At 48.0% G+C, this 18,137-nt stretch carries 15 protein-coding genes and 3 pseudogenes; 4 read left to right on the forward strand and 14 right to left on the reverse strand.

The features are described 5' to 3' along the window. Window positions 1-7: 7 nt before the first annotated feature. The 6 genes from ON05_RS25950 to ON05_RS25975 form a co-directional block, all read right to left on the reverse strand. Window positions 8-3,448 carry a response regulator gene (locus ON05_RS25950; RefSeq protein WP_010474443.1) on the reverse strand — a complete coding sequence of 1,147 codons (3,441 nt, stop codon included), beginning with the start codon at window positions 3,446-3,448 and terminating at the stop codon, window positions 8-10. Window positions 3,449-3,597: 149 nt separating this feature from the next. After that, window positions 3,598-6,003, reverse strand: a complete 2,406-nt coding sequence (locus ON05_RS25955) for a methyl-accepting chemotaxis protein (protein ID WP_262562372.1) — start codon at window positions 6,001-6,003, stop codon at window positions 3,598-3,600. Between the two features lie 186 nt (window positions 6,004-6,189). After that, complete coding sequence (locus ON05_RS25960) at window positions 6,190-6,684, reverse strand: chemotaxis protein CheW (RefSeq protein WP_010474439.1); 495 nt, start codon at window positions 6,682-6,684, stop codon at window positions 6,190-6,192. A gap of 3 nt (window positions 6,685-6,687) precedes the next feature. Then, window positions 6,688-7,047 carry a PleD family two-component system response regulator gene (locus tag ON05_RS25965; RefSeq protein ID WP_010474437.1) on the reverse strand — a complete coding sequence of 120 codons (360 nt, stop codon included), beginning with the start codon at window positions 7,045-7,047 and terminating at the stop codon, window positions 6,688-6,690. Window positions 7,048-7,150: 103 nt separating this feature from the next. Further along, window positions 7,151-8,380 carry a response regulator gene (locus ON05_RS25970; RefSeq protein ID WP_010474435.1) on the reverse strand — a complete coding sequence of 410 codons (1,230 nt, stop codon included), beginning with the start codon at window positions 8,378-8,380 and terminating at the stop codon, window positions 7,151-7,153. Window positions 8,381-9,022: 642 nt separating this feature from the next. Continuing rightward, window positions 9,023-9,415, reverse strand: a complete 393-nt coding sequence (locus ON05_RS25975) for a late competence development ComFB family protein (protein ID WP_010474433.1) — start codon at window positions 9,413-9,415, stop codon at window positions 9,023-9,025. Window positions 9,416-10,140: 725 nt separating this feature from the next. Between ON05_RS25975 and leuD the strand changes: the two genes are divergently transcribed. Continuing rightward, a complete protein-coding gene (leuD, locus tag ON05_RS25980) occupies window positions 10,141-10,731 on the forward strand; it encodes a 3-isopropylmalate dehydratase small subunit (protein ID WP_010474431.1) in 591 nt (196 codons plus the stop codon). Here leuD and ON05_RS25985 read toward each other — a convergent pair. The 4 genes from ON05_RS25985 to ON05_RS26000 form a co-directional block, all read right to left on the reverse strand. Further along, complete coding sequence (locus tag ON05_RS25985) at window positions 10,713-11,138, reverse strand: hypothetical protein (protein ID WP_010474429.1); 426 nt, start codon at window positions 11,136-11,138, stop codon at window positions 10,713-10,715. The genes leuD and ON05_RS25985 overlap by 19 nt on opposite strands. Window positions 11,139-11,229: 91 nt before the next feature. Next, window positions 11,230-12,195, reverse strand: coding sequence for a homocysteine S-methyltransferase family protein (locus ON05_RS25990; protein ID WP_010474427.1), 966 nt, complete (start codon window positions 12,193-12,195; stop codon window positions 11,230-11,232). Between the two features lie 114 nt (window positions 12,196-12,309). Continuing rightward, complete coding sequence (gene rsgA, locus ON05_RS25995; protein WP_029315242.1) at window positions 12,310-13,374, reverse strand: ribosome small subunit-dependent GTPase A; 1,065 nt, start codon at window positions 13,372-13,374, stop codon at window positions 12,310-12,312. Window positions 13,375-13,599: 225 nt separating this feature from the next. Next, window positions 13,600-14,181, reverse strand: a complete 582-nt coding sequence (locus ON05_RS26000; RefSeq protein WP_010474423.1) for a Uma2 family endonuclease — start codon at window positions 14,179-14,181, stop codon at window positions 13,600-13,602. A gap of 160 nt (window positions 14,182-14,341) precedes the next feature. Between ON05_RS26000 and ON05_RS26005 the strand changes: the two genes are divergently transcribed. The 3 genes and pseudogenes from ON05_RS26005 to ON05_RS26015 all read left to right on the forward strand — a co-directional run. Further along, the gene (locus ON05_RS26005) at window positions 14,342-14,935 is read left to right on the forward strand and encodes a Uma2 family endonuclease (RefSeq protein ID WP_029315241.1); all 594 of its coding nucleotides are present in this window, start codon (window positions 14,342-14,344) and stop codon (window positions 14,933-14,935) included. Between the two features lie 129 nt (window positions 14,936-15,064). Then, window positions 15,065-16,153, forward strand: coding sequence for a 3-isopropylmalate dehydrogenase (gene leuB / locus ON05_RS26010; RefSeq protein WP_010474417.1), 1,089 nt, complete (start codon window positions 15,065-15,067; stop codon window positions 16,151-16,153). A 151-nt stretch (window positions 16,154-16,304) separates the two neighbouring features. Beyond that, window positions 16,305-16,424 (forward strand): annotated as a pseudogene (locus tag ON05_RS26015) (Uma2 family endonuclease); the annotation flags it as partial. 89 nt (window positions 16,425-16,513) lie between these two features. On the opposite strand, the pseudogene ON05_RS26020 reads toward ON05_RS26015, so the two are convergent. The 4 genes and pseudogenes from ON05_RS26020 to tnpA form a co-directional block, all read right to left on the reverse strand. After that, window positions 16,514-16,753: pseudogene (locus ON05_RS26020) on the reverse strand (transposase); the annotation flags it as partial. A 39-nt stretch (window positions 16,754-16,792) separates the two neighbouring features. Next, window positions 16,793-17,335, reverse strand: a complete 543-nt coding sequence (locus ON05_RS26025) for an IS630 family transposase (RefSeq protein ID WP_262562373.1) — start codon at window positions 17,333-17,335, stop codon at window positions 16,793-16,795. Between the two features lie 13 nt (window positions 17,336-17,348). Further along, complete coding sequence (locus ON05_RS26030) at window positions 17,349-17,852, reverse strand: winged helix-turn-helix domain-containing protein (RefSeq protein WP_010482719.1); 504 nt, start codon at window positions 17,850-17,852, stop codon at window positions 17,349-17,351. A 47-nt stretch (window positions 17,853-17,899) separates the two neighbouring features. Next, a pseudogene (gene tnpA / locus ON05_RS26035) lies at window positions 17,900-18,094 on the reverse strand (IS200/IS605 family transposase); the annotation flags it as partial. Window positions 18,095-18,137: the final 43 nt, after the last annotated feature.

Consider the following 18,137-nt stretch of genomic DNA (forward strand, 5'->3'; position numbering starts at 1 on the left):
CTCACAATCATTTTGCTTGGGTAAACTGCTCAAGGGTTTGCAGCAGTTCTTTCTCCCTAAAGGGTTTGGAGAAATAAGCAGACGCCCCTAGAGTCATAGCCAACTTTCGATGCTTATCCCCACTTCGCGACGTCAACATCGCTACAGGAATCGACTTAAAGTTAGGCTTGGCCTTCACATGGGCCAAGAACCCATAGCCGTCCATCCGGGGCATTTCAATATCACAAACCACGGCCTGGATCGGTAGGCCCGATTCGAGTTTTTCTAAGGCATGTTGACCATCTTTAGCCTGCTCAACGCGATACCCCGCCTTTTCTAGGGTCAAGGCTAGGAATCGACGCACATTAACCGAATCATCTACCACCATCACCAACGCTTGTTGGGAGGCTGTATCCACCATTGGATCGTCGGATCCAGATAATGCATCGGCCAAAGCACTAGAGCTACCGGTGAAATCATTATTACGATCATTCATCCAGTTCAGGAGGCTCAGGGCATCGACCAGGGGAATAACTCGTCCATCCCCCAAAATCGTACAGCCTGCAAAGCCTTCCGGCATGGCAATATTCCCCTCGGCCTGACGAATGGTGACTTCCTGTTCACTCCAGTAGCGATCCACCTGTAGGCCCACCAGTTCGTTGCCATCTTCCACCATCAACACTGTGGGAGCGTTAATACTGGGGGTCTGTTCTGTATCGGGTAATTTCGCAATCCGGGGCAGTTTTAACCACTGATTGAGCCGGACCAACGGCACCATTTCTCCATCCCAATTCAGGACTTCGGCCCCGGCGCTATCTAGAACATCTTCAGAATTCAAGAGCATCATCTCTTCGACGATATCTGTAGGGAAGGCCAACATCATATTGGCCACTTCAACGAGTAATACCCGAATGACCGATAGGGTAAAGGGTACTGAAATCGTGAAGGTCGTGCCGACCCCTGTTTCTGTATCAACCGCAATCGAACCCCGAATTTTCTGTAAATTGGTGCGCACCACGTCCATACCAACGCCTCGGCCGGATAGGTCCGTCACGGCTGAAGCTGTACTAAATCCAGGTTCAAAAATTAAATCGAGTAAGTCACTGGTGCTGGCATTCCGTAGATCTTCCGCATCCAACCCCATTTCCATCGCTCGATTTTTGATCTTATCGAGGTTAATGCCGCCCCCATCATCCTTGATGGTAATTTGAGTTTGGTTGCCTCGATAGGTAGCCCGGATTTCGATAACCCCCTTCGGAGATTTACCAGCGGCAACCCGTGCTTCAGGCTTTTCTATCCCATGGTCAAAGGAATTACGAATTAAGTGAATCAGTGGATCATTCAGTGATTCCAAAATCGAGCGGTCTACCAGGGTAGAACCCCCAACAACCTTCAGCTCTACCTGCTTGCCAAATCGTAAGCTCAAATCCCTTAAGACTCGGGGGAAACGACTCAGCAATTCAGAGACCGGACGCATTCTCACTTGCGTCATACTGGTCTGAATTAGTTTTGATGTTCGGGTCAGTCCTCGTGTGGTTTGTTCCGCATCCCCCAAACTGGTATTGATATCCCCAGTCACCTCTTGAATTTGGACCGCTGCCTCCATCAATTCCTGAGAGAGCAAGTGCATTTCACTGTAGCGGTCCATCTCCAGTAAATCAAAATCACTATCGAGATGAGGGTTACTATAGCTAGTCAGGGCAGGCGAGCCATTGGTTTGGCCGCCAACGCCAGCCGGAACAGCCATGGCAGGGGCTGCTTGAGCAGACACCTCCTGCACTGAAATTTTGTCGTAGGCTGCCCGCAATTGAGCATTCGATTTATCTAAGTTGTGGACCCGATCTCGCAACAGTTCGGTTAGATCTCGCAACTGCTTTAATTGCATTTGCAATCCGTTCCGTTCAATAATCAGTTCTCCAAATAGCTCATTGAGCTGATTGAGTTTACTCACAGGAACGCGAATGGTTGTATCTGCTGTCTCTGGTGCTGCAGCACCCGTAGCCATGGGTTTAGCAACCGTCCGGGTAGAGGTCCGTTTTCGAGCAGGTTTACGCTCAACTGGTTTGGGGGCTTCTACGGGGGCACTTACAGGCGGCTCAGGCGCAGCAGAATCAAGGGAGCTAATCAGGTCAACAGCTTCTGCCGCGAATGACTCAGACCACTCAACCTCTTCTGTTATTTCTTTCTGAGGAGTCGCGGTCTCACCGTCAGCAGGCAAGGCCATGTTGTCGGGGGCAAGCGCCTCAATTTCTTCGGCAATATCGGTCAAATCCACATTGGCAAAAGCATCCAGATCTGCCGTTGGAGCTAGCTGTGGTTCCTCTTCCGGTTCTGGAACAGCCGTCTCTTCTGGGGAAGCTGCTTCAAGGGGAGCAACCGCCTCTAAATCTTGAGCCTCTAAGGTTAGATCCGCCCCTGCAAACAGATCAGATTCCGAAACTGAAGCCACCTCCAAATCCTGGGGCTCTAAAGCTAAATCGGCTCCTGCAAATAGATCTGCTTCTGCAGTCGTCTCTAAATCTTGGGACTCTAAGGCTAAGTCAGCCCCAGCAAACAAGTCGGATTCTGCTGAATCGGTCATGCCTAAATCCAGCGGTTCTAAAGATAAATCAAGGCCTGCAAATGGATCCGCTTCATCAGGCATCGGATCCGTTGATGCATCAGCCGGTTGAGGGATGACACTTGCGATGTCTCCAAGGGAGCTCAAATCCAAAGTCGCAGGAATGGCATCTTTTTGGCCCACCAAGACCATGGCTTGCGATCGCCGTAATTCTTGTAAGCCCACTTCAGCAATTTTGAGTTGCTGTTCAGGATCATTGGTGGCTTTGAGATATTGCATTGTCGACATGCACAACCCATGAAATGCTGCCATATCCAGCATTTCTCCTAATCCACCCAATTCCTCCAGGGTGGAATCAAATTCGGCAACAATAATACTTGCATCTTGGCTAGCAACTTGCTCTTCTAGCCGAGTCAAGCATTCTTCTACTTCAGACTCAAAGAGCACAATGCTCATATCTTCCCCTACCTCAGAGGAGAGCAGGGAGGCTTCGTCCTCGGGTTGGGGGTCACCCAGCAGATCATGGAGTTGTTCCATCACTGGGTTGGCTTGGGTTTCTAACCACTGTTCGTCAACGTCATCTCCCTGTTGATTGAGGGTTGCGACCTGACGCATGAAATCCATGCCCGTTAGCAAGAGGCTTTCGGTTTCGCCATCTACCTGGACTTTACCGATTTTAAGGACTTTGAAAAAATCCTCAAGACGGTGGGCCAAATGGCTCAGGTTATGGAAGCCCATTAAGGCGGCTCCCCCCTTGACAGAGTGGGCAGCTCGCAGAACGCCGTCTATTTGTTGTCGATCAACCCCATTGCTGCCTATTCCCAGAAGGCCCGATTCAATTTGGTGGCAATGCTCAAAGGCCTCTTCCAGAAACTGAAGGCGAACTTCCTGTTCACTATCGTGGGACATGGTTTATCTCTCAGTACCAATGATTAACTCGGCAATCAGCCTGCACCCGATATCAAGATGGACTCAATCTCGTTGGGCGTTGTATAAAAATGGCGGATCAAAGCTGAATTAGGTGAGCCAAATCCAGCTTTGATCTATTGGACGTCTAATTAGGCTTCGCTAATTTTGAAGGTACTCACGGAAGCTTGAAGCTGCTTGGCAATTTCCACCGTTTCTTGCAGTGATCCGGCCACTTGGCGAGAAGAAGCGGAGGTATTCTCAGACACCTTCGCCACGTTTTGAACCAGCTTAGACAGCATCTGGGCTTTCGCCGTTTGGGATGCGGTAGAACCCGAAATGGTTTGCACCAGGTCCGCAATCTGTTGGGACACAGACACAATCTGGCCAAGGCTTTGTTTGGTATCTTGAACCATGCGCGTACCTTCGACCACCTGGGTTGTACCCACTTCCATCGCGTTGACCACTTCAGCAGTTTCTAGCTGAATATTTTCCACAATCTGCTCAATTTCCTTGGTGGCTGTTGCCGACTGAGACGCTAGCGCCCCCACTTCTTCCGCAACCACCGCGAAGCCTCGACCTTCTTCTCCAGCTCGAGCTGCCTCAATACTGGCGTTAATCGCCAGCAAGTTGGTCTGCAACGCAATTTGGTTAATCAAAGAAACCGCTTTAGAAATCTGCTGAGACGATTCTCCCAACCGTTTCACCTTCTTCGCCGTTTCAGCAACGGTTTCACGCAGCTGGTCAATACTGGCCACTGTTTGATCCATGGTGGCTCCACCATTCACCGCCGTTTCAGAGGCTGTTTTGGCAATTTCGGCAGCCTGCTGAGCGTTATCTGCAACTTCTTGGGCGGCTTGGGTCAAGTCTTCCACGAACTGTAGAGATTGTTCCACCTGCTCGGCCTGGGAACTCGCATCGTCGGCCAGGTCCACAATGGAAGAACTGCTGGTCGACACCGACTCGTTCACCTGGGTCGCAGCAACCTGTACCTGGGCCACAATGTCTCTCAAGTTCTCAATAATGGAGTTAAAGAAGTCACCCACAATTCCGATTTCGCTGGCGTCCACGTTGGCTCGGACAGTTAGGTCTCCATCAGAAGCGGCTTCAACATCGGTTAGCAGGGTCAGCAAATCAGATTGCAATTGCTCGTTCTGTTTCCGCTGTTGTTCTGCAGTTTCAGTCTGCCGGTCTAGTTCCTGTTGAGCGGCATATTCTTGCTCCAAAATCAGCGTCTGAATTTGCTCCGCCATTTGGTTGATGTTGTTCCCCAGCTGGGCTAACTCATCCTCACCCGCGACTTGTACCCGAGCGTCCAAGTCCCCTAGTCCAATCGCGTTCACCGCGTCAGCAGAGTCGATAATCGGACGAGTGGCTCGTTCCGCAATCACCGCCGCAATCGCACTAATGATAATCGCCGCTAGGACCGTACCTCCAAGGATGGTCCACAACAATTGTTGAGTGGCGTTAAACGCGATGCCTTCATCCGTTTCAATAATGGTTTTCCAGCCCAAGTCCGGCAAATTTTTCAAGAAGGGATCGTCCGAGTTATTCAAAGACTCGAAAGGCACAATCGTTTCCAACTTGCCCGAAACCCTTTTGTTTGTGGGTGTCTTGGAATCTTTAATGGTCTTGTACCAGGAGAACTGGTCATCTGCACCAAGAGGTTGACCCGATTGGTTCGCTTTCAGAATGGTCGCTTGGGCTTCATTCGAACCCGCAAACAGTTTGCCGTTTTGGTCTACCAGGTAGCCATTTTCATGTTTTTCAATGCCCTTGAGCAAATCTTCCAAGAAGGTTACTGGCATTCGAGCTCGCACAACACCAATAGGTTTGCCTGTGGCTTTATCTTTCACCACATTAGCGGTATAGACCGAGATTATACCTGAAGATTTAGACAGCAGGGGCTGAGAAATATGGGGTTTGCCAGTTTTGACAGCAGCTTGGAAATAGCTTCGATCGCCGTGATTGCCTAAGGCTTTACCGGAAGACTGGGCGAGAACATTCCCCTGCAAATCAAAAAAGGCAATGCTGTTATAGATGGTGTAAGCTTCAATAAACTTGTCTAGGGCTGCTTGCTTCGCCTGTTTAGTGGTAGACCCTCGCAAGTTAGAGTCAATGAAAATATCCAAACTTGACATAATCTGAATATCACCATATCTCTCCCGCATATAGGAGGCAACTTTCGCTGCAATTTGGGTTGTAGAAGTTTCCTTGTTGGCAATAATCTTTTGTGATACCGATTGGTTCGCAAAGAAATAAGCTGCAGTACCCACTACAGCCACAGGTACAACCCCAATGATGACCGAAAGGACCGTGGCCTTTGCTTTGAGGCTCAACCGTTGAAGTAGCGGTTTTACAGTTGCGGCTTCTGGAACGGGTTCAGCACTAGGGGCAGGGCTAGTCGAAATGGCTGCAACTGCTTTAGACCCATCTGACCCCGCATCTTGGGGGAAAGCATCGTTTAAGCCAGTGGTCATCTGCTCTAGATCCAGGGGGACAATATTTTTGTCACCATGACCATTGTTGGTGGCTGTATCATCTGCATGATCTTTCATATGCATGGGGAATCGTGCCTCTCTGAATACGGATAATGTTGGATAGAAGATTTAAGTTCTTAAGAACTTTAAAAGAAATAAAATTGCTGTAGTGCTCTCTCCAGGGGGAGATTCCAGATCAATCAGTTTTAGTTAGTTTTGACATAAGGTCTTTCCGATATTTCAAAACCGTTCCCCCTGTTGGTATTAACGCTGTAGTACGGATGAGTTAACAATTGCGTCAGGATCCAGAACCAATAGAATTTCTTTCTCTTCTGGCAAACACCCCCGTAAATAGGGCGCAATATTGGGGGCAACCGTACCAATGGGGGACTGAATGGTATCTGAGGGAAACCGCGTTACACCTTGGATAATGGGTACAGCTAACCCTAGGGGCACCTGACCCACCTGGAGAATGGCAACGTTATATTGTCTGGCATTGGTCATTAAACCTGAATAACCCAACATAATGGACAGGTCCACCACCCAAAACACCCGACTTCGCTGGTTCAAAAGACCCAGGACACAAGTGGGCATATTGGGAATGGGCGAAATTTGCTCAACAGGTACCACAATGACTTCCCGTGCTGCCTCCATGGGTAGTGCAACGGGCACACTATCACTCAGCCGCAACTTGAGGTAAGGATCACCTAATCCTTCTTGTAACGGCGAGGCTTGGAGGTCTAAGGTGGGCAGTTTCATTGCTTAAACAACAGATTGAACAGCTTGGAGCAAATCTTCGCGGGTGAAGGGCTTAGTAACGTAAGCATCTGCCCCTTGTTTTTTACCCCAGAGCTTGTCTAAGTCTTGATTCTTAGAGGTGCAAATCACGACAGGTAATTGTTGAGTTGCTTCATTCTTTTTCAAGCTACGACAGAGCTCGAATCCACTCATGCCGGGCATCACCACATCAGTTACCACAAGATCGGGCTTTTGAGATTCTGCTTTGGCTAAGGCATCCTTCGCATCAGTTGTGCTGATGACGGTATAACCGCCTTCTCGTAAATAACTACAAATTAGTTCTAGTTCGGCTGGACCGTCATCCACTACTAAAACAGTTCTCATTTGTTATTGCTCCTAAAACTAATCAAAGTAAGCTCGTAAACATGGCCTTATCTGATACCTTCAGAGTGCCCCTTTCCCAGAAAAATACATCTGTAGGTATCGATCAGGTCAAGTGGCGAAAGACCATTTTTTGTAAATCAGCTTGGGTAAATGGTTTAGTTAAATAGTCCGTAGCTCCAGCAACTTTAGCTTTGGCTCGGTCGATTAACCCAGTGTTTCCTGTGACCATCACTACCGGAATTTTCTTGAATTGAGAATTCTTGCGGATCAGGCGACAAAGCTCGTAACCATCCACCCACGGCATACCGACATCTAACAAAATCAAATCCGGCTTAGCTCGCATAATTTGGATTAAGGCTTTAACCGGATCGCTGATCATGACGACCGAAACGTTTTGATCTTGCAGATATCGATTGATGGTGTTGAGAATGGCGGGGCTATCATCCACACAGGCAATGGTGTAGCTCTTCTGGCCAATATCGCTGGAACCAATATTTCCTAATGCAGCATCACTATCGGACTGGGTTCCGCTTGCCTGGGGAGTGCTGCTAACAGCCCCGACGGCCAATCGAGGTAACTGATTAAAGGGGGGCTGTGGATCTTGCAGCAAGATCACTTTGTCTACAATCAAAGAATTGAGGTTTTGAGCTAGTTGGAGTTCATCGAGGTTGAGCAGCACTCCAAGATGGCGGAAGCTAAATCCTCGCAGAATTTTCTGTAACTGCTGGACTTTGCTGGGGGATAATTTGGCAGCGCCCGGACTCTGCTCTGCAAAGTAGAGCCGCTGATGGGGCGACCAAACCATGGGACCTAAAGCCTGCCAGGCATTCAAACGTTTCTGGCATTTTTGCACTAAGGGAGGGATGGTTTGCTTAGCATATACAGGCAGGTGAGCCGATTTGGGTAAGAACTTAAAGGTTCCTTCGGACACCAGCAGGTAGGATTCTAGAATTTCGATGACAATGCCTTCTACCAAGGTTGCCGCTTCGGCAGGCTTTAGCTGGTTGGTTCTCACTAACCAAGAAATGGCTTGATAATCCGGGCAGATTTGCTCGGAAGAGTCGTCGTTGAAGTTAATTCTGACTTGAGTCCGCACCTCGCTATTGAGGGAAGGAACCTGACGACTGAGTCGTCGCAAATGGTTATCCAATAAGTCCAAGGGGTCAGCTGAGTAAGTTGCATAAACTAACTGGCTTTCTTCCAAATAAAAAAACCAATTGATAGCGCCGTTAGAAACGACTAAGCAACCATCTTTTTTGGCATTAGCGTGCTGGCTGAGCAAGTCCGCTACGTTCAGCTTATTTGAGATTTTGCCACTCATAGTTGCTGCCATGGGTATTGTTTTTCCTTCTCAACACACAACGGTTTGGTGAACTCTGCATCACTGATACAGAGGAAATTGGGTCATAAGTGGGAGTTATTCAGTGGAGAGAATGCTAAGAAAAGTGTAGAAATCTACGTTAACTAAGATATGGATATGACACATTAAGTAATAATCGGTTATTTCTGTTCATGCTTGAAGAAATCTCAACTTGAATGATCAGAGTTCCCTTATTATTCAGAGTGAGTAGAAGATCTTATCGTACTCTTCTCTTGGCTCTCTATGGGCCACGTTACCTGTAACTATCTCTATCCTTTGTCTGCTTTCAGTTATCCCTGCGATCAACTCTACAAACTTTATTTTTCCACTTAGGTTAACGGTCTTACTAAAGATCGTTACTATTTATAGTTCCCCGCGTGGGTCTTAACGGATCACCGTAAAATTAACTAGAAATATTTTTTTGTGGTTGCAAAGTATATATAAATTTAAAAGGCTCATGGCAAAATTGCCATGAGCCTTTTAGTCTGTAAAAAATTGTTCTCTTATTTTTATCTGTCTAGATAAAATAGCGAAGGGATTGAGCGATAATAGCTGGCAAGAATTAGAGCCCGACCTAATAGCAACCACAATTCAAGGGAATAGAGAGAAAGAGACTTAACCGTCCAACTCAAGATCCGTCATGGAGTCAGCCAATTCCTCTAGGGCCATTCTGGCAATATGCATCTCTGCTTCGACTTCTTCTTGGGGAAGAAGGGGAGTCGTCACCCGTGTAGGCTGCTGAGCAACCACTTTTAAGGATTGATGGACAGCAGCCCGGAGGCGTTGACCAAATTGTTGTTGCCCTCGCTGTTTTTGCCGATAGACCCCTTCTTGGCTAGATGCATAAAGGGGAGGCAACCGATTGAGAGCGTAGGATACGACATCAATGCGGTTTAGAGCTTTGGCGGTTTCAGGTTTAAAGTTGCGAGTCTGTCTGTCGATTTCTTCTTCGACCAGCTCTTCCATCACGTTCTTATAGACCTGGGCTTTGTAGAATGCTTTTAACATGTGTTTAGCTAGTGTCCCTGCCTCATAAAACTAGTGTTCCCCATATTTTTTCAAATTTAGTATGGGGTAGCCTCCGAATATTCTCGGTTAATCGTGACTTTGCTCAAATGCACATGCTTTTATCTTGATCCGTCACTATTTCAGTTTTATACGTATTTTCCCCCAAAAGTATAAATTTAATCTAAGAAAGTTCATGCTCTGCCTACATTTTCTTAACCCGAGAACAAATTCATGCTTATAAATACGGTTGAAATATTGAGATTGAAAGATTCATATCCCTAAGGCTCTTCAATGACCCAAAAAGATCTACGTGCGAAAGACGATGCTGGCTATATCCATGACTGGGCAGAATTTAGCTAACTCAACAACTGCATATTCCGATGCATTTACTACATCCACAGTTTACGGGTGACTCTCGCCCTTGATGTCACGGATAACGGCGGAGTTTAGACCTTCTTTTCTCTAAAAACTTGAAGATTTACGGGCTATTCTTCTCTTAGAGGTTGGTGAAATATAGGTTTAGCTAAGACACTCAATTGTCACACCTGGCGGGCCAATGTTTGAGGATAAAGTCTGACGTAGACAACTTTTTCTGATGGGGCTGGTCTTCAATACCCATCAGCATAAAACCCACGTCCCCCAGGCTGACCGGTTGATTTCTTTGACGTCATCGGTAGAAATGATGTCAGAATAAAGACCGACCTCATCTGTCATTACCCCAAATCATGAGCCAAATTCATTCCCATACTGGCGCTGGTATTCCCTTGACTGGCAACGATATCGATACGGATCGGATTATTCCTGCCCGATTCTTGCGATGCGTTACCTTTGACAGCTTGGGACAACAGGTCTTTGCAGATGATCGCCAACAAACGGGTGGACAGCATCCGTTTGATTTACCCCAATTTCAAGGGGCAACGGTATTAGTTGTTAATGGTAATTTCGGCTGTGGCTCGTCTAGGGAACATGCCCCCCAAGCGATTTCAAAATGGGGGATTCAGGCGATTATTGGCGAGAGTTTTGCCGAAATCTTTTTTGGGAATTGTGTGGCAATTGGTATTCCCTGCGTTACGGCTGCTGCTGATGTGGTGCAACAACTGCAATCCCATCTGAATGAGCATCCTGGGACGTCGGTGCAAATTAATCTAGACCAAATGACTGTGACCTGGGGGGATGTGTCCCATCCCATCCATATGGGCGAAGGCCCTCGACAGATGATGCTGTCTGGTACTTGGGATGCCTGCGGTCAATTGTTGGGGCAGGTCAAACAGATTGAAGCAACGACGAAACGGCTCCCTTATTTGGCTTGGAGTTGAGGTTGCGATCGCATCATGGTTTCCAGTTTCTGCCAATCTTTAGCGTGAATGATCCACGGAGACAGTCTCACTTTCTTCAAGGCGTCTCCTTGCTGAACATACAGTTGCCGCCCCTGGAGCTGCAAATCGCTAAAGGTTTCAAGGGAATAGGATCTAACCTCTCTTCCTAACATGTTGTACAACACCACGTGGTCCGGATGAATGGCCGCAATGGGTTTGGTGAAATAGCCAAAACCAATGTAACCGATGAGACATCCTAAGATCAGGGGGAATTGAAACTCGCCTAAAAATAAAAGCCACATCCCCAAACCGACGTTCAGCCCCCCTAACAACATAAAGACCACTGCAACCTCTCTTTTATATCGGAGAATGCAGGGGAGTTGAGGAAGAGACTGATCGGTACTCATGGCCGGACGCTAGTGAAAGGGTTCATGTCTATGATTACCATATTGAAATTTGTCTGGAGTGACGACCATAGGGGCTATGAGGGGATCAGGCTTAGGATGCATGGACGGCTAACCGCGCTGGTAGACAGGCTTTACAGATGGCTTCAATATGCCGATGGTCGGTGCCACAACATCCACCGAGGACATTTAGGTTAGGCAAAGCATCACTTAAATTTAAATATTGCTGACCCAGCTCTTGGGGATTGCCATCATCCAAATCGACCGCTTCATCCAGTTCTGCATGACTTTTGGTGGAGGCATTGGCCCGGAGCCCATGAATGCGAGTCAGCCAAGGTTCGTTGGTTGCGAATATCTGCTCGAAATGGGACGGATGGGCACAGTTGATCATGTAATAAATCGGTCCATTGCCTGTGGCTGCATCAACTTGTGCGATCGCATCTTTCAAACTCTGTCCGGTTGGTAGCTTGCCGTCGGTTTCCACGGTAAAGGAGATAACCACGGGCATACCAACTAGGTGGGCCGCCCGGGTAATGCCAATGGCTTCCTCGGTATAGGTCATGGTGACGGCACTAACCATATCGGCTTCGGCCTCTTTAAACGCTGCAATTTGGGGCAGATGATATACCTGAGCTTCAGCAGGAGTCATGGCCGTATCGACTTGATACCCGTCTCTCCGAGGACCGATACAGCCACTAATGACCATGCGGCTAGCTTCGGTTTCGTATTGTTGGCGGATGGTATGGAGAAGTGCGATCGCATTTCGATTCACAGCAGCTAACTCGGCGGCATCATACCCAAGCTTGGTTCCCCAGTCTGGATTGGCCCGCCAGGTTGCACTTTCTAGAATTAGGCCCACTTCATAGGTCTGAGCAAGCTGAGCATATTGTTGAAAATATTCGTAAAGGGCTTCATAACCTTGGTTATCTTTCAATAAATCGAAGGCAGCAAAGTCAGGTAAATCGATGCCCTCATGAAAGATCAGAGTGGTTTCCAGCCCTCCATCCGTCAAAAAAACGTCGCTCGATAATTGGGGTAAATTCTGTCGATATTGAGGCATGGGCTGCTCCCCTGTCAGATGCATATACCTTTCAGGGTGTGGGATTTCAATAAACGGAACAATGATCACTATCACCCCAGGTCCTAGTCCTCATCACAGCCCCTACGCTGGATCTCACTGCCATTGATTTTTCTGTCGCTGCCGCATGGATTTAGTGATCTTTTTCCAGCGAGCTTTGGTGTTGATCTGCGCTTTTTGATTTTGCTTGCGGTGCAGATAGGCTTCTTCCTTGCGGAGTTTTTGGTAGCTTTGCAAGCGCTGAGCCTCGAGCTGACCACTCGCTAAAGCCGCCTGCACGGCGCAGCCTGGTTCTTGCTGATGTTGACAATCTCGAAACCGACAGTGCTCTGCTAGGGCTTCAATCTCGTTAAACGCATTGGCAACCCCCGTTTGCGTCGTCCACAGCTGAAGTTCTCTCAACCCCGGAGTATCGATTAAAATGGACCCGGAGGGTAAGCAGATCAGTTGACGGCTGGTGGTAGTATGGCGTCCACGACTATCATCTGCCCGCACTGCTTGCACCGCCTGGATTTGTTCCCCCATAAGTTGATTGGTTATTGTGGATTTCCCCACCCCAGAGGAACCCACTAGGGCAATGGTTTTTCCCGGCTGCAGCCAAGGGCTTAATTCATCCAGACCTTGATTATGCAAAGCACTGATTTGAACCATGGGAATGCCCAAGGCAATGGTTTCTAAGTCAAAGAGGCGCTGTTCAATCTGCTCACCAATATCGACCTTATTTAAGATAATGATCGGACGGGCACCGCTCTCCCAAATCATCACCAGGTAGCGCTCAATCCGCCGCACATTAAAATCATGGTCTAATCCACAGACTAGAAAAACGCTATCCAGATTAGCGGCAATCAGTTGAACCTCCGTCGTCCCTCCGGCCACCTTACGAGAAAATAAGGTACGCCGAGGCAACAGATGCTGAATCGTGGCAGTCTGGCCTGCAGCAGAAATTACGACCCAGTCTCCGACGCAGGGCAGATCTTCTGTGCTCTGGATTTGATAGCGAAACTTACCGCTGATTTCAGCTGCCAATTCTCCTACTTCGGTATAAAGGGTGTAAAGCTGCTTATGCTGACGGGCGACTCGACCCACCTGGAATTGTTGGGCTGCAAACGGAGCAAAGCTGAGAGCAAGATCGTCGCTCCAGCCCAGTAAATCTAAATTCATGGGAATGCCTAAAGTGTCTATGGGTATAAGCCAGACACCCAGAGGCATAAAAATCTTATCCACCTCCATTTTTCAGGTGGACGATGGAAGGTAACAAATACCTCTAAGGGTCAAGCCAGATCAGTTGTAGAGATAAAATCAATGACCGACATAGGTGCACCTCCGTTGATGAAGTGAGGGATATTTCTACAGTAATTGTTTTGAACAAAAGTGGCCATTGTAATTTCAGTCTGCAAACCGTTCAACGGATAACTGGAACCCAGGTAAAATATCTTCTCCAGAAAGGGTTGTGGGCAAGGATCTAACTTCAGCAGAGTGACCTTGGCGATAAATTTCCACCTGTTGTTCTTGCGGGTTGAAGAGCCATCCTAACTGGACCCCGCAGGCGAGATATTCCTCCATTTTTTCCCTTAAGGGAGCTATGGCATCAGAACGAGATCTCAATTCGAAGACAAAATCTGGAGCGATCGGTGGAAACTTTTGCTGTTGCTCAAGGGTGAGGGCATGCCATCGGTCTTGTTGAACCCAGGCTGCATCTGGCGAACGGTCTCCGCCACCAGGAAGCTTAAAAATGGTAGAAGAGCTAAACACTTTGCCAAGCTGGGTTTGACGATTCCAAATACCTAGATCAATGCCGAACTCTAGTTCACGATTACCGCTTTCGCCGCCTACAGGTGGCATGAGTACGAGTCTCCCTGCTTTAGTCCGTTCTACTCTCAGGTCGCGGTTTGCGATACAAAACTGATAAAACTGCTCATCGCTAAGGTGAACCGTTTCAACATTGAGAATAAGGGGTTCAGATAACATCTATAAATCACTTCCGTTGATGGAGAGCAATAAGGAACCAACTCTTTTCTATTCTAGAAGTTGTGATGTAGTCTCTGTCTTTTGTTAATTCTGATTGTCGCCAGAAGATAGCACGTTATTCTAAATGGGAGATCTAACTTGCTTGACCCAACTTGAAAACATGGTTGCCTCCCCAGAACAAGTCCATCTCTCCCCAGAACAATACCTCTCTTATGAGGAAGCCAGTCCGATTAAGCATGAGTATCGGGATGGTGCAGTCTATGCAATGGCAGGTGCATCAGATGCCCATGTCACCATTGCAGGCAATCTATTTGCCATCTTACGCAATTACTTGCGAGGTTCTGGATGCCGAGTCTATATCTCAGATATGAAAGCGCGCATCAACGAGAACAACCGTTTTTTCTATCCTGATGTCATGGTGACCTGTGACAACCGAGATCAGGAAACGGCGACCTACAAGCAATTTCCTTGCCTGATTGTAGAAGTCCTCTCGGCCTCAACTGAAGCCTTTGATCGGGGAGATAAGTTTGCCGATTATCAGACTCTTGAGAGTTTGCAAGAATACGTATTGATTAATCCCAGACGACAGCGAATCGAATGCTTTCGACGGAGTGAAGGCCAATGGGTTTTGGAGACTTACACTGCTACCAGTGAAACCTTCACATTGAGTAGCGTTAACTACGAAGGTGAAATGGCGGCGATCTACGAAGATGTGATCTTTGATCCGCCCATGGTTGAACCGCCTGATCGCTAAGTCAACAGAGCCAGCTAATCCTCTTCCTCAATTGCTAGGAACGGAGTCATGAAGATTTTCAAGTTCTGTGGTGTTGGGGATTGCTGCGTCATATGATAGATAGCCTGTGCGCTTTTGATCGAAACAATCATGACTCAGTCCTATCGAATTACGCTGTTGCCAGGAGACGGTATTGGCCCGGAAATTATGGCCGTAGCCGTCGATGTGCTCAAGGTTGTGGGGCAGCAGCAAAATTTGACTTTTGAATTTAATGAGGCATTGATTGGAGGGGCAGCGATTGATGCGGTAGAGAACCCGCTACCCAAACAAACTTTAGATGCCTGCAAGCAGAGTGATGCCGTGCTTTTGGCTGCGATTGGGGGCTATAAATGGGATACGATGCCCCGTCACCTCCGACCTGAAACTGGACTTTTGGGATTACGGGCAGGACTGGAACTGTTTGCTAACCTTAGGCCTGCTCAAATTTTGCCCCAGCTGATTGATGCATCCAGTCTCAAACCAGAGGTGGTTGAAGGCGTTGACATTATGGTGGTGCGGGAGCTGACAGGCGGCGTCTATTTCGGCTCACCCAAAGGGGTATTTAGCACCGAAACAGGTGAGCAACGCGGCGTCAATACAATGGCCTACACGGTGGCTGAGATTGATAGGATTGGTCGAGTCGCTTTTGAAACCGCCCAAAAACGGGGTGGCAAGCTCTGTTCAGTGGATAAAGCCAATGTATTAGAAGTGTCGCAACTGTGGCGCGATCGCATCACTGATCTCTCCTCTGAATATCCTGATGTAGAACTCTCTCATCTGTATGTAGATAACGCCGCCATGCAGCTGGTCCGCTGGCCCAAACAGTTTGACACTATCGTTACCAGTAATCTCTTTGGCGATATTCTCTCGGATATTGCCGCAATGCTTACCGGCAGTATTGGCATGTTGCCCTCGGCCAGTTTAGGTGCAGATGGCCCAGGAGTGTTTGAACCCGTCCATGGGTCTGCCCCAGATATTGCGGGTCAGGATAAGGCAAATCCTTTGGCTCAAGTGCTGAGTGTGGCGATGATGTTGCGCTACGGATTAGATCAGCCTTCAGCGGCGGATAAAGTTGAGTCTGCGGTGCTGACTTTGTTGGCTCAAGGCTATCGGACGGGGGATATTCAATCGCCAGGTACAACGGTCTTAGGTTGTAAGGCTATTGGAGAAACTCTGATCCAGATTTTGAATCAGAGTTAAACCCTCTTAACGGGCTTTCCTCAAGCGATCGCAACCCCAATACACAAAGATCGTCCATCTCCCATCATCAACTACAGTCAGCTGAACTCTCGCTATTATGGGTGAATAAACCAACGGGTAAGCGCACCCCAAGGATATTTAAGCGAGAACGATGCCCCTTGCTAAAAGTTATGCCTACTTCACCCCCGAAGACTATTTAGAAATTGAACGGGTGAGTCCCATTAAGCATGCATATTTGCAAGGGCAAATTGTGGCCATGGCAGGTGCGAGTTAAATTACCTCCGGCAGAGCCGGAGGCTTATCATTGTTAGCCCCTGAAAGGGGCCAGTGGATTAGCCCCAAAGGGGCACTCCTGTATCATCAACTCATCGGTAGGTTTAACTGCTCTATTCGCTCATCCTCTATCTCTTGGTTCCGAATGTAGGCACGAACTACTCCTTCATCCAAACCAACTGGCGACACATAATAACCACGCGCCCAAAAGCTCTCGCCTGAATAATTCCGACGCTTTCCCATAAATTGACGCGCTATTGCTATGGCACTCTTACCTTTCATAAAACCCACCACCCCTGAGACTGGATGCTTTGGTGGAATACTCATACCAAATCCGACTCATTAACCCCCGAAATATCTTATCTGTCAAGCTGGCCACCAATGGTAGTGAGTGAGAGCTTGAATGTCTGATTGCATTGTCATTAAAGTTCGACAGCGCTGCTCGAGCACATCTTCCAACTCATCCAGGGTCTCAAAGCATCGATTGGCCAGTGGTTCATCCGCTAGCCGCCACAACCGTTCAGCGGGCTGTAGCTCTGGAGAATAGGGGGGTAAAACCTTCAGATGAATGCCAGGTGGCACCACCCGATTCTTACAGGTATGCCATCCGGCTCCATCCAGAACGAGAAGAATCTGTTTGTGCTTTCCCGCTCCAACTTGCTGAGCAAAGCTTTGTAGGGCTTGATTAAACCATTCTCCATTGACCCGAGGCAGAATGAACCATTCGGTATTGCCAGTTGCGGGATGAACGAATCCATACAGATAGGTCCATTCATAGCGATGGTCCACCTCAGCAATTGGACGCTGACCCACAGGCGCCCAAATCTTTCGAATAATGGGTTTAAGGCCTAAACGATGTTCATCAAAGGACCAAACTTCGACCTGAGCATTAGGGTAGCGTCGCTCCAATTCTGCTTTGTACTTAGGCAGTTTTTTTAAAAGCGGCTTGGGCCTCTGGTTCACCTTTACGGTGGTGAGGACGTGGGCATTGCAGGGACTGCTCCAATCGCTTGAGATAGTCCCAACCGCGTTGGGGCCAAACCTTATCGACTCCTGTCATCTGAGCGATGACCTGGGCTACTTTGGGGCCGTTCCATAGACCACCGTCGGCGGGTGGGGTTTGTAGACGAGTCAACAATTGTGCACATTGGTCTTGAGTCAGAAGACTGCGAGATTGATGAGGTCGCTTATCTTTGCGTCGGTTGCGTAACCCATGGGCGCCATTGTGGTTATACTCCCTGACGATTTCTCGAGCGTAATCGTAGTTGAGACCGACCACTTGGGCTGCTTGAGTTAGCGTTGTTTGCTCACTGACGAGCCACAGCAGATGCCAGCGGCGCGATTCTACTGGGTCTTGGCTGGCTCGATAATGAGACTTCAGCTCGTCAGGCGAAAAATGAGGTTCTAGATACAGTTTTCTTGGCATTCTTTAATTATGCATTATATCGGAGTTATATAAATCGGATTTGGTATCATACACATGTGAACATGATCTGGTAACAAATGACCTTCCAAAATTTCAACACCACGTTGTTCCGCCAGCTCCCGAAATAAAACGCCTAAACGACTGCGAAGACTACCATATATAACTTTCCGACGACGCTTAGGAATGAATACAATGTGATATTTGCAATCCCAAGTCGTATGATTTAGCTTCTTAGGTGACATTTCTTTCGCCTTGCGAGAAAACTGCAAGGAGAATTTTCTACCG

It is taken from the genome of Acaryochloris sp. CCMEE 5410 (assembly GCF_000238775.2).
GTDB lineage: Bacteria > Cyanobacteriota > Cyanobacteriia > Thermosynechococcales > Thermosynechococcaceae > Acaryochloris.